The sequence below is a fragment of the Pseudomonas sp. SMN11 genome, assembly GCF_052041945.1.
Classification (GTDB): domain Bacteria; phylum Pseudomonadota; class Gammaproteobacteria; order Pseudomonadales; family Pseudomonadaceae; genus Aquipseudomonas.
Genome location: NZ_JBKGGW010000036.1, coordinates 48,970 through 64,227 on the forward strand (window position 1 = coordinate 48,970; position 15,258 = coordinate 64,227).

Below are 15,258 nucleotides of genomic sequence, written 5' to 3' on the forward strand. Positions count from 1 at the left end.
ATCCAATCGAGGGAGGCCGCTGCTGGCCTCCCTCTCTAGAGGAACACCATGCTGCATCCTGAACTTGAAGCTTTTCTCGACCTGGCCGAGGCCAATGCCGGCAACGCGCCGTTCCATCACATGAGCCCCGAGCAGGCGCGCCGAGTCTTCCAGCAGTCCACCGAGCAACTGCGCTGGGCAGCGCCCGAGGGCCTGGCCGTCGAAGCACTGCAAGCGCCGGCCAGGGACGGCGCGGCCATCCCGCTGCGCCTGTATCGGCCGCCACAGGCAACGACCACGCTGCCGGTGCTGGTGTATTTTCACGGTGGTGGCTTTGTCGTCGGCAGCCTCGACAGCCATGATGGCGTGTGCCGCGAACTGTGCGCACGGGCCGGTTGCGCGGTGCTGGCAGTGGGTTACCGGCTGGCGCCGGAGCACCGCTTCCCGGTCGCCCTGGAGGACGGCCAGGATACCTTGGCCTGGTTGGCCAGTCAGGCTGAACAGTTGGGCCTGGACAGTGCGCGTGTGGCCTTCGGTGGCGACAGCGCCGGCGCGACCTTGGCTACGGTGCTGGCGATCGAAGCGGCCCGCGCGGGTGAGCGAGCGCTGCTCAAGCCTTGCGCCCAGCTGTTGTGCTACCCGGTCACCGATGCCAGCCGGCAGAGTGTTTCGCGTACGCTGTTTGGTGAGGGCTATCTGCTGGAGAGCGATACCCTGGAGTGGTTCTACGACCATTACGCACGCAGCCCGCAGGACCGCCACGACTGGCGTTTCTCGCCGCTGCTGGCCGAGGACCTGAGCGGTGTGGCGCCGGCCATCGTCGCCCTGGCTGGGCTCGACCCGCTGCTGGACGAAGGCCGGGCCTATGCCGAGCGGCTGCGCGAGGCGGGGGTCGAGGTCGAGCTGGTGGAGTTGCCGGGGTTGACCCATGACCTGCTGCGCATGGCTTCGGTGCTGCCGGATGTGCTGCAGGTGCATGAGCGGTTGTGTGCGGTGTTGGGTAGGGTGCTGGGGTAGGGGGTGTGGCAGGGGTGTTCGCCTTGGAAGAGGGTGGTTTTCCTGAACATTCTCGATTGCCTGTTCTGGCCTCTTCGCGGGACAAGCCCGCTCCCACAGGTCATGTGTAAGTCATGAGACTTGTGATGACTCTGTGGGAGCGGGCTTGTCCCGCGAAGAGGCCCGCAAATCCAACCTCAATGCAGGCTGCTAGTCCGCTCCAAGGCCTGTGACAGCGCATCCGCCTGGCCCCAGGGACAATCAGACGCGAGTCGACAGGACTTGTAGGCTATTTAATCACCCAACAAAAAGGGCCGCTAAGCGGCCCTTTCCATGTTCACGCAAACGCTCTTCAGAAATCGCCCTTGAGGGTCAGCATGAAGTTGCGTGGCTCGCCGTAGTAGTTACCCCAACCGGTAGCACCGATGGTGGAGTAGTACTTCTTGTCGAACAGGTTGTTGCCATTGACTGCCACCGTCCAGTGTTCGTCCAGGCGGTACTGCACGCGGCCGCTCCACAGGGTGTAACCCGGCTGCTCGATATGGATGTTGCCCTGGCGGCGGAAGTTGTCGCTCTGGCTGGACACCCCGGCACCGATGGTCCAGCGATCCAGTGCGCCATCGAGCTGGTAGTCACCCCAGACCTTGAGCATGTGCCGCGGAATGAAGCTGGAAGTGAAGGTCAGCTCGGTCGGGTCGGTATCGTTGATGGTCTTCAGGTACTTGGTCTGGGTGTAGGTGTAACCAGCCAGCAACTGCAGGCGATCGATCGGCGAACCGCTGATCTCGGCCTCGAAGCCCTGGGCGCGCACCTTGCCGCTGTCGGTGTAGCAGTAGCCATCGCTGGAACCGGCACAGACATTCTCGTAGTCGGTTTCGGCGCGGTGGTCTTCGATGGTGCGGAACAGGTTGAACGAGGTGTTCAGCTGGCCGTCGAGCAGCTCGCCCTTGATGCCGAGCTCATAGCTGCCACCGGTCTTGGGCTGCAGCGATTGCCCATCGGCAGTGGTCAGGTTGCCTTGTGGCTGGAAGATCTGCGCATAGCTGGCGTAGGCGGTCCACTGGTCGTTGAGGTCGTAGAGCAGGGCGCCGAACGGGGTGACTTCGCCATTTTCCTGGCTGCGGATATGCTCCCAGGTATCCCAGCGCTGGGTGTAGGAATCGCGGTTGTTGCGGTACCAGCTGACGCGGGTGCCCAGTACCAAGGTGAGGGGCTCGGCCAGTTTCAGGCGCAGGTTGGCATAGGTGCCCCACTGGGTGGTGGTGGAGTCGGTCGGAAAGGGGCCGCCGCGGATGGTGCCGGTCTGGTAGTCGGCTTTCGACGGATGCGGGAAGCTATCCGATGGGTCGAACGGGTTCTGCGTGCCGCTCAAGGCCAGCAGGGCGAAGTAGTCGTGGTTCTTCTGGCGGCTGGCGTTGGCGCCGACGATCAGCTCGTGCTCCAGGCCGAACGCCTCGAATTTACCGTCGACGTAGCTATCGAAACCGTAGTCGTCCTGGTCGTAATCGAAGCGGCCGGAATAGCGGCCCATCGCCCCGGTGGTGGCGCCCACCGGCACCGAGCCTTCGGAATAGCCGTACTCGATGTTCTGGTTGTTGTGGGTGTAGACCGAAGCGAAGTTCAGCGACCAGTCATCGTTGAAGCGGTGCTTGGCGTCGGCGAAGGCGGTGATGCGCTCGCTCTGCAGGTCGTTCCAGCTGGCACCCAGACAGGTCGAGCGGGACAGCTTCAGGTCGCTGCCGTCGGCATAGCGCGGCAGGCCGTGGTAGCAGGGCGTGGCGTCGACATCCTCGTACGCCAGGCCGAAGCCCAGGGTCGTGTCGGGGGTCACGTCCCAGTCGATGGCGCCGTAGGCGATGCGGTCCTGGCGCTTGGAATTGTCGTAGAAGTACTGCTTGTCCTGCAGCGCCGCCACGGCGCGGCCACGCACGGTACCCGACTCGTTCAGCGGGCCGCCCACGTCTACCTGGCTGCGGTAGTTGTCCCAGCTGCCAGCGGACAAGGTTACAGAAGTGTGGGCCTTTTCCTGCCCACGCTTGCGCACGAAGTTGACGCCACCGGCCGAGGAGCCGGAGCCTTTCATCATGCCGGCAGCGCCCTTGAGGATCTCGACCCGGTCGTAGAACGCCATGTCGCTGGAAAAGCTGTTGGCCTGCACGTAGTTGCCGCCCACATCCAGCGGTACGCCGTCGTACTGGTACTGGCCGTCGAGGTTGAAACCGCGCGAGTAGAAGTACTTGCCGCCCATGGGCGAGTCGTAGGTGGTGATGCCGGGCGTCTTGTCCAGCACCTGCTCCAGGGTGTTGAGGTTCTGGTCGTCGAGCATCTTGCGGGTCATGACGGTGACCGACTGCGGCGTTTCCTTCAGGGTATGCACACCTTTGCCAATGGTCACGGCGCGCGCTGCGTACGAGTTGGTCCCCTCACTCGTGGCGTTCAGTGCATTGGCATTGATGTTCAGCGGCCCCAGCTCCATCGCCGAAGACGAACCCGATGCGCCATTGAGGATCACTGTGTGGCCGTCGATCTGGTAGGTCAGGCCGCTGTCACGCAGCAGCAGGCGCAGTGCCTGTTCCGGCTCCATGTTGCCGCGGACTGCCGGTGCGGTGGTGTTGCGCACGGTTTCCGGGCTGTAGAGCAGCTGCAGGTCGGCCTGTTTGGCAAGTGTGTTGAGTGCCCCGACCAGCCCTTGAGAAGGGATATTCAGTTGCACGGGCTCGGCGTAGGCGCTCATCGAAGCTGCCAGCGCACAGGCCAGCAGCGACGGGGTGAGCAATGCCAGTGATTTGCTGCGAACCGCCCGGGCGAGCGGCGAAACCGTGGTAATCGACATGCGGATACTCAGTGTTGGCAGTTTGACTAGTTATGAGATTTATTTGCATTTATGTGACGTACCGGCTCCCCAGAACCGGAAAGATCAATGTGAAAATTCTGTGATTTCTTTTTCCACCCGCTTGCCGTTGCGCAAACGCAGCAGGTGATCGGCCACGTCGAAGTAGCGGTCGTCGTGGCTGATGACGATGATGGTCTTGCCCAGGCGCTTCAGTTCCGGGAGCAGTTCGGTGTAGAAAATGCGGCGGAATGTCGGGTCCTGGTCGGCGGCCCATTCGTCGAACACCAGCACCGGGCGTTTCTCCAGCCAGGCGTTGACCAATGCCAGGCGCTTGCGCTGGCCGGTGGACAGGTCGGTGGTGGTGAAGGCGCCGTCACGGATCTGCACCTTGTGCGCGATCTCCAGGCGTTGCAGGTACTTGCCGGCGTCCTCGGGCAGGGCCTGCGCGTCCTGCAGCAGGTCATCGAACAGGTAGTAGTCGGCGAATACCGTGGTGAACAGCTGGCGATAGTCGTCGCGGTTGCTGGCGGTGACGGCTTGGCCGTCCAGCACGATCTCGCCTTCGTGCGGTGCGTACAGGCCCAGCAGCAATTTGATCAGCGTTGTCTTGCCGCAGCCGTTCTCGCCGACGATGAACAGAATGTCGCCCTGTTCGATGCGCAGGTTGATCGGCCCAAGGGCAAACGGCGCTGCGCCCTCTACTGGTGGGAAGGCGAAGCGCACGTCACGCAGTTCCAGGCTGCGGATCTGCTGGTTGGGTACTTCGGCGGCGTCGAGCAGCAGGTGCGGCTCCGGGGAGGAGAACTGGCGCGACAGCTCGGCGATGCGGCGGAAGGCGATCTGAGCACGGCTGACGATCGGCAGGGTCGAGACCAGATGCTCCAGCGGCCCTTTCATGTACAGCAGCACCAGCACGAAGCCGCTGGTGACCTTGGGGTCGCTGACCAACTGGGCCTGCTGCAGGGCCAGCACCAGGCCGATGACCACGAAGAACAGCATCGAGCCCAGGCTCTTGGCGATGACGAAAATGTTGATCGAGCGCACATGGGTGTCACGGATAAAGTTGGCCGTGCGACTGATGCGCTCATTGAACATGCGCTGGCGACGCGGACGGCTGATGCGCAGTTCCTTGGCGCCCGAGGCGACACCGTCGTAGTGCTTCTGCAGTTCGTCCTCGGCCTCGCGGGCTTCGTTGAAACCGCGGATGCCACGGATGCGCGCGATGTACTGCACGGCAGTACCGATCAGCACCGCAAGGGCGGCGATCAGGAACATCGGCCACGACAGCTGCGCCAGGTAACCCAGGCAGCCCAGCGTCACCGACAGCGAGATGGCCAGCGGCGCAAAGGCGAAGGCGAAGTCGCTGATGGTGTCGACGTCATGGGTCAGTACCGGAATCAGGCGGTGGCTGCGGTAGCGCTCGATCTGTTCGATGGGGGCACTAAGTACCTTCTCGCCCAGGTCGCGGCGCAAGCCGGCAATCACGTGCTGACCTACGTAGTTGGTGCCAATGTCCGAGGCGATGGAGGAGGCCAGCGCCACCAGGCAGATACCGGCGAACGCCAGCACCACGCCCCAGCTCAGGGCGCCGGGGGCATGCAGCAGGTTGTTGATGTTGGCCAGCAGCAAGGTGATGCAGAAGCCGCCGACGATGCCCAGCCCGACGGCAAAGGCGACGATCAGCCGGTAGGGTTTGAGCAAGCCGAGGAGTTCGCGAAGGGCGCCAGGGGTCGATTGGTTCATGCTGAGTTCCTGGTGGATGCGCGGATGCGCTTTGGGGCGCTGTGCGGGGCAGGCGCCGTGCGGGCCATTGCCCTGTGAGGAAGACGTTCGAGAAGTGTTCTTATTTAGGAGGCCCAGGCCGTGGGCCTGGGCAGGTGGAGCTGGCGCTGCGTGCTTCAGAGCTCGCGGGCTACCCGGAAGCCCAGCCAGTCGCCGCGCACGTAGGGTTCGCGGTAGTTGCGGTTGCCGGAGCGGGAGAACACCGGTGCTTCGCTGTAGTCATTGCCACGGATGTGGTTGTACTCGCAGCTTGCTTCCATCCAGGCGCTGCCGTCGCTGGGGGCGCCGACGTAACTGTCATGCATGCAGTCGGCAACCCATTCGTAGACGTTTCCATGCATGTCGTACAGGCCGAAGGCGTTGGCCGGGAAGCTGCCGGCGGGGGAGGTGTAGTTGTAGCCGTCGGCGGCGCCATAGGTGTTGGCATGCTTGGCGATGCTGTATTCCTTGCCTTCATCGAAGGGGAACGGGAACGGGCCGCTGGTGCCTGCGCGAGCACCGTATTCGCGCTCGGCCTCGCTGAGCATGCGGTAGTGCTTGCCGGTCTTCTTCGACAGCCAGGCGACGTAGGCCTTCACCTCGTCGTAGCTGATGCACACCGCCGGTTGGTCGGGGCCTTGCGGGTAGCTGGGCTTGCCGTTGGTGCAACGGCGGCCCGGGCGGTCGTCGCCATCAGGCAGGGTGACCTTGGCGTCGCGCTGCCAGGCCTGCAGCTGTTTGGCCTGCACCTGGAACTGGCTGATGGCGAAGGGCTTGGCGAAGGTCACGGTGTGCATCGGGCCTTCGTCCGGCTGGCGGCCGACTTCGTCATCGGGTACGCCCATGGTGAAACTGCCGGCGGGCAGGACGACCATCTCGGGGCAATCCTTGCAGTCCTTGAACGTCTTGCCGGGTGCGTGCGCGTCGGCGGCAAAGGCCGGGGCGCTGGCGAGCAGGGCGGCCACCAAGGCCAGGGGCTTGAACATGTGCATGGCGGTTCTCTTCAAAGGCAAAAGGTCAGGCGAGTTGCGGGGCGAGAATGGCCATCACCCGGTCGATCTCGGCTTCGTCGTTGAGCAGGCTCGGGGCCAGGCGCACCACCGGGCCGACGTCACGGTCCACGGCGTCGCTGATCACCTTGTTGGCCATCAGGTGGCGGGCGACGGCGTCACAATCACGGCCCTCGACGCGGAAGAAGGTGAAGCCTGCGGACAGCTGGCTGCTGCGTGGCGTCACCAGCTGCACCTTGGCGTGCTCGGCGAGGCGCTGCTTGAGGTAGTCGTTGAGCTGGTGCACGCGCGCCTGGACATCGGCCTTGCCCAGTTGCAGGTGCAGTTCGAACGCCTTGCCCAGGGCCAGGCGATGGTCGAAGGCGTGATAGCCACCGGGGCTCATCAAGGTGCCGAAGTTCTCGCCCTTGGTGAAGGTCGGCAGGCTGGGCACCAGGTACGGCTGCGGCTTTTCTTCGCGGGCGATGATCACGCCAGTGCCCCGCGGGCCGAACAGCCACTTGTGGGTGCCGGCGATGAAGTAGTCGCAGTTGAAGTCGGCGAAGGTCACGTCTTCGATGCCGAAGCCGTGCACGCCGTCGACCACGTAGATGATCCGGTCCTGCTCGTCGCGGTTTTGGTTGACGGTTTTCACCAGTTCGCCGACTTCGCGGATCGGCAGCTTGACGCCGCTGCCGGACTGCACCCAGGTCATGCCCAGCACGCGGGTTTCGGGGCGGATGGCCTGGCGGATATTGCCCAGCATCTCGTCCACCGAGGCCAGCTGCGGGTCCTTGAACAGCTTCACCCGGCGCACCTGGGTGCCCATCAGCCGCTCGCGATAGGCCAGGCGGGTGTTGGTGGAATAGTGCTCGTGGGCGCTGACCAGGATCTCCTTGCCCGGTGCCACCTGCAGGCCGCCGTAGATCATCGACAAACCGTCGGTGGTGCTGCCGGTCAGGGCCACCTGGCCTGGTTGCACGCCGAAGTAGCGACCGGCCCAGGCGCGCACGTCGTTTTCATAGCCCCAGAGTTCTTCGCGGTCCCAGTCGACCATTTCGCCGGGGTTCTGGTCCAGTCGCGCGCGGAAACGGGCGATGGCTTCGCTGACCATGCGGGGGTGGGAGGCGAGCAGGAAATTGCAGAAGTGCAGGTAGGCCGGGTCCAGGTCGAACTGCTGGCGCAGGGCCTGCCATTTGCCCTGGCCGGTTTTTGCCGCAGGCGCGGCTGCCAGTGCGCTCTGGGCAAAGCTGCCAGTCAGGGGCAGGGCGGCAGCGAGCAGGCCGGCCTGCTTGAGAAAGTGGCGACGGTCGTTCATCGGCCACGCTCCGCTTGAGTGTTGGCACCGGGCTTGGCCAGGCGCTGCACTTCTTCCCACACGCGCAGGAAGTTGCCGCCCCACAGCTTGGCGATGTCGGCGTCGGAGTAACCGCGCTGGATCAGCTCGGCGGTGACATTGCGTGATTCGCCGACATTCATCCAGCCGGTGACGCCGCCACCATCGTTGAAGTCGGAGGCGATGCCGACATGGTCGATGCCGATCTTGCGCACCGTGTAGTCGATGGCGTCGACCATGTCCTTGACCGTGGCGCGGGGCTCTTCGTCGAGGATGGCGTAGAGCGCGCTGGCGTACTCGCCGAACTTCTTCTCGGGCCAGATGGAGATGATCGCGTCACCCGGCATCAAGGCGTTGGCCAGGCCGTTCAGCGGCTGCAGGTCGAAGCGCTTGCGCAGGGCATTGAGCTTGTCCAGGGTGCCCTGGCTCAGGGGCTTGAGGTAGGCCGGGAAGCCCACCACCTGCACCACGCCGCCGCTGTGCTTGATCGCCTGCAGCTCGTGGTCGCTGAGGTTGCGCGGGATGTCCACCAGCGCACGCGGTGCGGAGTGGGAGGCGACCATCGGCGCGCGGCTCAGGCGGGCGACGTCTTCCAGAGCCAGGGTGGACATCTGCGACACGTCGATGATCACGCCAAGGTCGTTGAGCCGACCCACGGCCTGCTCACCCAGCGGCGACAGGCCACCGAGGGCGTCGGGGGTGTCGTTGAGGAACGGCAGCGGGCGCGAGGAGTCGGCCCAGGCGTTGTTGCCCACGTAGCTGAAGCCGAACATGCGCATGCCGCGGGCGGCCCAGATATCCAGGGCATTGAGGTCGTGGCCCAGCGGGTAGGCATTGAGCATGCTGAGGAAGATCGCGAACTTGCCTTCGCCGTGCAGGCGGCGCAAATCTGCGGGGGTGTAGGCGATGGCGACCTGGTTGGGGTAGTCGCGGACCATGCCGGTGAGGATCTTGTAGCGCATCTCCTGCTGTTGGCGCGCTTCGTCGACGAAGGCGGCGGTCGGGCGATGGGGGGCGTTCGGGCCATTCCAGATTTCCGGCCAGCCGAAGATCGTCAGCGCCGCACCGGAGAGGCGACCGCGGCCGGCCTTGACCAGGTCGAACTGGCCGCTGCCATCCTTGTCGGCCTCCTTGCCTTCGGTGCCGAAGTTCAGCGGCACGGTGATGTGGCTGTCGAAGGAGATGATGCGTTCCTGGAGTTCTTCGGCATGTTTCATCACCTCACGCGGGTAACCGGCCGGCAGGTAGATGAAGAAGTACCAGGCCGCGGCGCCCGCAAGCGCGAGGATCAGCGCCAGGGCAGCGAGGTAGGGGGCCTTGCGCAAGCGTGTCGTGTTCATTGCCATCCCGTTGGTTGCAGGGTCGATGCGGTTGCGGCAGCCGCGATCACGGGGCTTGCCTGTCACGGAGGGACGAGCGCGACAGCGGGAAATTTAGCGGCGTGCTGCCGGTAAATTTGCCGCGCGGCATCTCGTTCTAGCTCGATAGGCGTGGCTGACACGGATACGGATGTGGCGATGAGGTTTTCGAGGCGTGGGTTCATGGTGGGGCTGGCGGTCGCCGGCGCGGCGGGGTCGGCAGCGTGGTATGCGCGCCAGCCGCGCGACCATGATGAAAAGCTCCAGAAAGACGAGGTCGAGACCCCCGGCGAAGCCACGGTAGAGGCCGCCGCAGGTAGGGGTGTGCGCACTGCTGACAAGCTACGTGGCATCTGGGACCTGCGCTTTACGGGTACCGAGGCTGGCCTCGATGGCCTGCCACTTGAGGGTGTGCAGATGCTGCTCGATATCGGCCCGACCGGGCGCTCGCTGCGCGGTTTTGCTGACCTCGGTGAACGCCTGCGCGGCGCTGACGAACCGCGCTATCGGGTGCTGGGCGAATTGGTGACCGCTGATGTTGGCAAGGTCCGCTGGCGCCTGGTACCGGCGGGTAGCTCGGCGCCCAGCCATGAACTGGAGGCCAACCTCGACGAGGTCTGGGCAAGTTGGGGCGAAGCGGGAGCCGGCACCCTGAGCGGGCGTATCCGCCGTATCGATCGGCCACTGCTGAGCACTGAACCGGACAACCATTTCGTCGCCAGCAAGCGCGCCTTCCCCGAAGCGCGCCAGGCCACGCCGTTGGCCCCAGCGTTGTTGAGCTGGCTGGTATCGCCCGAGCACCGCCTGTTCCACCAGGTGTGGCACGCCACCCGAGACAAGTGGCATCGGCTCGACGAAGACAAGCGCGACGGCCTGCGCGGCGCCGGCTGGCAGCCAGGCCCGCGTGACGCCGAGCGAGGCGCGCGCGGGCGGCGCAAGCACCTCAACGGCTCGGGTGAAGACTTCTTCTTCATGCACCGGCACATGCTGGCGCACGCCCGCAAGCTGCAGCCCGACCTGCCGAACTGGACGAAGCTGCCGCTGCCGTCACCTTATGTCGAAAGCGACCGGCTGGGCTTCATCCGTTATCAGGAGAACCATGACGGCAATTCGGTGCCGCCGGCGTGGGTCGCAGCGGATGATGAGGAGCTGAGCCAGTGGCTGCATGGCGTCAAGGCTGCGGAGACTTTCTTCAGCAATTTCCAGGTCTGGGAATCGCAATACCAGGACCCGGACTACCTCAGCCGCCTGACCCTGGGGCAGTTCGGTTCGGAAGTGGAGATGAACATTCACGACTGGCTGCACATACGTTGGGCCACGGTCACCCGCGACCCGTCCAACGGCATGCCGGTGCTGGGTGACCGCGAGCAGACGGACTACGCGGCACGCTGGTTCCGTGAGGAAAGCGACTTCCTCGGCGACCCGTTCTCTTCCCATGTGAACCCGGTGTTCTGGCGTTTCCATGGCTGGATCGACGACCGCATCGAGGACTGGTACCGGGCCCACGAGCGCGCCCACCCGGGGGAAGTGCAGCGGCGTGAGGTCAATGGCGTGTCGTGGTTTGCGCCGGGGCGTTGGGTGCAGGTTGGTGACCCTTGGCTCGGGCCGATGACCCATGGCTGTGGGGGGATTTCCGATGCCGGGGGCGGGGCGGGGGAGATGGAGGTTGAGGCGATGAAGCTGGCGTTGCGCATTGCCTTCAGTGGCGAGCGGGATGTGGACGAGTTGCTGCGGCGGACGCCGCGCAGGCCTTGGTATGCGCGGCATATGAAGTTGCCGTAGGGGGCGTGATGTGGCCTTTGCGGGAAGGGACGTAGTGGCTTACGGGTGTTCGCCACAACATTTTCAGCGCCTGTGAAACCGAGCGCCGCCCGCGCGGCGCATCGCGAGCTGCGCTCGCTCCTACGTTTGTTTCGGGCCAGTAACGCCTGTGACAGGTGCGCGCGACCGCCTAGTTGCTACGACGCGTTATCGAGCCATGCGCCAAAGCGTACGCGCGCAAATCTCGCAGGAATAATTGGCCCGAAACAAACGTAGGAGCGAGCGCAGCTCGCGATGCGCCGCGCGGGCGGCGCTCGATCTCCCAGACGCTGCACCTCTATCGGCGAACACCTGTCAGCCTCCCCCAATCTAAAACAGCATCACCTCAACACCCCATCATTGAACGCCGCCATATGTGTTCTTTCAAACTGCAGCGGCGTAACGGTGATGTGGCCTGTCGCCAGCTCAGCCATTTCCGTGCCGGGCTGATCAAACTCCCGCGCATTGTTCAACCTGATCCAGTGGTAATCGAACCCGCGAGGATCAACTTCCTTACGCACCGACATGCTGTTCAACGGCCCAGCTCCTTGCCGCGTCACCTTCAGCGGCAGCGTGGCTTGCGGGGCGCAGTTGGGGAAGTTCACATTCAGGCAGGCATCGCTCGGCCAGTCCTGGCTGAGCAATGCCTGAAGCACCTTGGGCGCATGGGTCAGCGCGTTTTCCCAAGGCACGTTTGCTCGGTCACTGTAGGCCTGGCTCAGGGCAATCGAGCGGATCCCCAGCAGCATGCCAGTCATGGCCGCGCCGACCGTGCCGGAGAACACCGTTTCCATACCTAGGTTAGCGCCACGGTTGACCCCAGAGAGGATGAGGTCTGGCCGGGCATCCTTGAGCAGATGCTGGACAGCCATCACCACGCAATCACCGGGCGTACCGGTGACTGCGAAGCGTTTTTCACCGTGCTCGCTCACCCGCAGCGGCGCATGCAAGCTGAGCGAGTGCGAGGTGCCGCTCTGGTCTGCACGCGGGGCAACCACCCACACCTCATCAGCCAGTTGCGCGGCGACCTGCTCCAGGACTTTCAGCCCCGGAGCGTCGATGCCGTCGTCATTGGTGACCAGAATCCTTCGAAGTTTTTGCTGAGTCATGGCTGTCAGATATCCCTTGTGATGAATCTCCGACAGCTGAGACTAGACCGATTCCCTCGAATCGCTCTTACTTGCAGTTCCCTGCCTTGCGATAGCCGGCCGCCTGCGCCTCGGCCTCACTGCCAAACGCCACCTGGTTCTTCTGCGAAACCTGGCTGTACCCCGGGCAGCCGCTGGCCAGGTGATACACATGGCTATTGCGGTTACCGACCACCGCACCGCTTGCCGCCGTACTGGCCAGCGTCGGCTTGGCCGCCTCTTTCACTGCCGTGGTCGGCACCATAACCGCACCCTGCGGCGTATACCCCAGCGCCCACTTGCGCTCACCGGTCACGAACGGGTTGTTGTGCCCCATGATCGCGGCAATCCGCTGATCACGCTGCTTCTCCCAGGCGGTCACCGGGTGCTGCTTGTCCCAGGCGATCAGCACCTGTTGCTGCTGGCGCGACATGCTCAGCTTGTAGCGATCGAACATGTAGAACGTGGTGCGTGCCACCAGCCCCTTCACCTCGTCGCGTGGCTCGGCGGTTTTCTGCTGGAAGTCGATCTTGGTGGTGCACTGGCCGTACTGCGGGGCGACGCCAGAGACCATGCCGTAATTGAAGTTGCTGCGATCACCGTTCACTTCGCCCACGGACGGGTAGAGGTTGAACAGGTCGGCCTCCATGGCGCGGAAGGTCGGGTCGCTGTCCACGCACTGCTCGCGCCCGCCGTTCTGCCAGCACTGGCGCTGGTGGCCGAAGGTCCAGGCCGGGACGATGTGCTCCCACTCGGTACGCTCGGCGCGGGTCTGCAGCTTGCGGGTTTCATAACCACAGGACTTCAGGTCGACCCGGCCACCGGACTTGCCGACCCAGGTCCATTTGCAGCCACAGTACAGCTCGCCCATGGCGCTGTTGCCCTGGTCGAGGTAGATCTTCTGTTTGGCGACCACCTTGGCTTCGGTGAAGGTGGCCGGTGGGGTGGCGAAGGCAGCGGGGATGGCGGCGAAGGCGAGGGCGACGGCGCAAAGCAGTTTCTTCATGAAAATACGTCTTAGGCTTACAAAAAAACGCGATTATACGGCTTGAGCGATTTGAAAGAAGAGATGAAAGGCTTGCGCTTGAGCGCTGCGACGCTATCGTTTGCGGGTCAGGATTTGCCGAGCGAGTTGTCATGCAAATTGCCCCGTCGCCTCTCAACGAGGCAGCCCGCCTGTGTTTCCTTGAGAGCCTGAACATCCTCGATACCCCGGCCGAGGAAACCTTCGACCGCATCACCCGGTTGGCCAGTGTGCTGCTCGAAGTGCCCATGGCGCTGGTGTCGCTGGTCGACATGAACCGCCAGTGGTTCAAGTCGCGCCAGGGTGTGGACGTTGCCGAGACCACGCGCGATGTGGCGTTCTGTGCCCATGCCCTGCATGCCGAAGATATCCTGGTGATCCCGGATGCCTGCGCCGATCCGCGTTTCGAAGACAACCCACTGGTCACCGGCGGCCCGCGCATCCGCTTCTATGCCGGCGTGCCGCTGCGTTTTGCTGGCGAACTGACCGTGGGCACCCTGTGCGTACTGGACACCCGGCCTCGCCAGGTGTCGGAAGCCGAGTTGGCGCACCTGCGCGACCTGGCGCGGATCGTCGAGCGCGAGATGCTCCATCGCAGCCTGGCCATCGACTCGGGCAGTGCGGTGCAGCAGGCGGAGCAAGGCGCCTTGATATCCTCCGAGGCGCGTTTCCACCGGGTGTTCGACAACAGCCCGACGAGCAAGGCCCTGGTCGATCTTGACGGGCGCATCCTCGAGCCCAACCGGGAATTCTGCCAGTTGCTGGGCAGGGCCAGGGAGTGGCTGGTGCTGACCCGGTTGGGCGAGCTCATCGACCCACAGGACCTGGCCAAGCTGGACGAGCCTTGGCAACAGATCGTTGCCGGCGTGCAGGATTCGCTGGTCATCGAAGTACGGCTGGTCACCCCCGGCAATGGCGCGTTGTGGAGCGAGCTGAGCGTATCGGCGCTGCGCGACGCGCGCGGCGTTACCGAGCAGCTGGTCGTGTTCGTGCGTGACGTCAGCGAGCGCAAGCGTCGCCAGCAGCAACTGCAGCGCTACCAGGCAACCCTGGAGCAGCAGGTAGCGCAGCGCACCGAGGAACTGGCACGCAGCCAGGAAACCCTGCAGGCCATCGCTGACAATATCCCGGTGCTGATCGCGCAGATCGGCACCAACCTCGAATACCGCTTCAACAATGCCGTGTACCGGCAGATCTTCGGCGTCGAGCCTATCCAGCTCAAAGGCCGCAAGGTGCAGGATGTGCTGCCGGCGGACGTGTACCAGCAGCTGCTGCCGTGCTTCCACAAGGCGTTGGCCGGCGAGCGGGTGGAGGCTGACAACGTGCGTTATAGCCCCGACGATTCGCGGATCTGGCACGCGTCCTATGTACCGGATATCCGCAACGGCAAGGTGGAGGGCTTTTTCGTCATGTCGCTGGACGTGACCGAACGCAAGCGCAAGGAAAAGACCCTGCTTGACCAGGCCACGCTCGACCCGCTGACCGGGCTGCCCAACCGCGCGGCGTTGCATGAAGAGCTGGATTTCGCCCTGCAGCAGCGGGCTGCGTTTGCCTTGTTCTTCATCGACCTGGATGGTTTCAAGCAAGTCAACGACCAGCATGGCCACGAGGCGGGTGATGCCGTGTTGCAGGCTGCTGCGGGGCGCATGCTGGCGATCATGCGCGCGGACGACACAGTGGCCAGGCTGGCCGGTGACGAGTTCGTGGTCATCGCCCAGGCCGTGGCCAATCAAGCATCAGCCCGGGATATCGCGCGCAAGCTGTGCGATGTGCTGTCGGCGCCGGTTGCGGTGGAAGGGGCCGAAGTGGCCGTTGGCGCCAGTATCGGGGTTTATCTGAACTTGTCCGGGCATGATCCGCAGAGTGCCGAGGAGGCTTTGGCGTTGGCGGACAAGGCGATGTATGAGGCCAAGCGAGGGGGGCGGAACAGGTTTAGTCTGGTGGGAGATTGAGGGGGATCCCCTGAAGATCTCATGGGGGGCATGCAAGTGTCCGCTACAACAGATGCAGCGCTCGATCTCATAGGCGCTGAATGTGTTGTGGCGAACACTCGTC

Annotated in this window: 10 protein-coding genes; 3 read left to right on the plus strand and 7 right to left on the minus strand. The window is 64.1% G+C overall.

All coding sequences use genetic code 11. The annotated features are described in order from the left end of the window. Positions 1-48 precede the first annotated feature (48 nt). Positions 49-996, plus strand: a complete 948-nt coding sequence (locus ACLEJU_RS23585; RefSeq protein WP_435424153.1) for an alpha/beta hydrolase — start codon at positions 49-51, stop codon at positions 994-996. Positions 997-1,327: 331 nt separating this feature from the next. Here ACLEJU_RS23585 and ACLEJU_RS23590 read toward each other — a convergent pair whose 3' ends face one another. From ACLEJU_RS23590 to pvdM, 5 genes are all read right to left on the minus strand, one after another. Then, positions 1,328-3,808 carry a TonB-dependent siderophore receptor gene (locus ACLEJU_RS23590; RefSeq protein ID WP_435424152.1) on the minus strand — a complete coding sequence of 827 codons (2,481 nt, stop codon included), beginning with the start codon at positions 3,806-3,808 and terminating at the stop codon, positions 1,328-1,330. Between the two features lie 84 nt (positions 3,809-3,892). After that, entirely contained in the window at positions 3,893-5,551 is a 1,659-nt protein-coding gene (locus ACLEJU_RS23595; protein ID WP_435424151.1) for a cyclic peptide export ABC transporter, read from the minus strand. 155 nt (positions 5,552-5,706) lie between these two features. Next, a complete protein-coding gene (gene pvdO, locus ACLEJU_RS23600; RefSeq protein ID WP_435424150.1) occupies positions 5,707-6,561 on the minus strand; it encodes a dihydropyoverdine dehydrogenase in 855 nt (284 codons plus the stop codon). A 25-nt stretch (positions 6,562-6,586) separates the two neighbouring features. Further along, complete coding sequence (gene pvdN, locus ACLEJU_RS23605) at positions 6,587-7,876, minus strand: pyoverdine-tailoring periplasmic protein PvdN (RefSeq protein WP_435424149.1); 1,290 nt, start codon at positions 7,874-7,876, stop codon at positions 6,587-6,589. After that, a complete protein-coding gene (gene pvdM / locus ACLEJU_RS23610) occupies positions 7,873-9,234 on the minus strand; it encodes a pyoverdine-tailoring dipeptidase-like protein PvdM (protein ID WP_435424148.1) in 1,362 nt (453 codons plus the stop codon). The genes pvdN and pvdM overlap by 4 nt, the downstream gene beginning before the upstream one ends. Positions 9,235-9,411: 177 nt before the next feature. On the opposite strand from pvdM, the gene pvdP reads away from it, so the two are divergent. Further along, positions 9,412-11,034, plus strand: a complete 1,623-nt coding sequence (gene pvdP, locus ACLEJU_RS23615; protein WP_435424147.1) for a pyoverdine maturation tyrosinase PvdP — start codon at positions 9,412-9,414, stop codon at positions 11,032-11,034. Between the two features lie 359 nt (positions 11,035-11,393). Here pvdP and surE read toward each other — a convergent pair whose 3' ends face one another. Beyond that, complete coding sequence (gene surE, locus ACLEJU_RS23620) at positions 11,394-12,161, minus strand: 5'/3'-nucleotidase SurE (RefSeq protein ID WP_435424146.1); 768 nt, start codon at positions 12,159-12,161, stop codon at positions 11,394-11,396. Between the two features lie 67 nt (positions 12,162-12,228). Then, the gene (locus ACLEJU_RS23625) at positions 12,229-13,185 is read right to left on the minus strand and encodes an endonuclease (protein ID WP_435424145.1); all 957 of its coding nucleotides are present in this window, start codon (positions 13,183-13,185) and stop codon (positions 12,229-12,231) included. 131 nt (positions 13,186-13,316) lie between these two features. On the opposite strand from ACLEJU_RS23625, the gene ACLEJU_RS23630 reads away from it, so the two are divergent. Next, complete coding sequence (locus ACLEJU_RS23630) at positions 13,317-15,155, plus strand: diguanylate cyclase domain-containing protein (RefSeq protein WP_435424144.1); 1,839 nt, start codon at positions 13,317-13,319, stop codon at positions 15,153-15,155. The last annotated feature ends 103 nt before the right edge of the window (positions 15,156-15,258 follow it).

Excerpts from the sequence above, each read along its gene's own strand:
- ACLEJU_RS23585 (WP_435424153.1), top strand. The coding sequence starts at position 49 with ATGCTGCATCCTGAACTTGAAGCTTTTCTCGACCTGGCCGAGGCCAAT.
- ACLEJU_RS23590 (WP_435424152.1), bottom strand. The coding sequence starts at position 3,808 with ATGTCGATTACCACGGTTTCGCCGCTCGCCCGGGCGGTTCGCAGCAAA.
- ACLEJU_RS23595 (WP_435424151.1), bottom strand. The coding sequence starts at position 5,551 with ATGAACCAATCGACCCCTGGCGCCCTTCGCGAACTCCTCGGCTTGCTC.
- pvdO (WP_435424150.1), bottom strand. The coding sequence starts at position 6,561 with ATGCACATGTTCAAGCCCCTGGCCTTGGTGGCCGCCCTGCTCGCCAGC.
- pvdN (WP_435424149.1), bottom strand. The coding sequence starts at position 7,876 with ATGAACGACCGTCGCCACTTTCTCAAGCAGGCCGGCCTGCTCGCTGCC.
- pvdM (WP_435424148.1), bottom strand. The coding sequence starts at position 9,234 with ATGAACACGACACGCTTGCGCAAGGCCCCCTACCTCGCTGCCCTGGCG.
- pvdP (WP_435424147.1), top strand. The coding sequence starts at position 9,412 with ATGAGGTTTTCGAGGCGTGGGTTCATGGTGGGGCTGGCGGTCGCCGGC.
- surE (WP_435424146.1), bottom strand. The coding sequence starts at position 12,161 with ATGACTCAGCAAAAACTTCGAAGGATTCTGGTCACCAATGACGACGGC.
- ACLEJU_RS23625 (WP_435424145.1), bottom strand. The coding sequence starts at position 13,185 with ATGAAGAAACTGCTTTGCGCCGTCGCCCTCGCCTTCGCCGCCATCCCC.
- ACLEJU_RS23630 (WP_435424144.1), top strand. The coding sequence starts at position 13,317 with ATGCAAATTGCCCCGTCGCCTCTCAACGAGGCAGCCCGCCTGTGTTTC.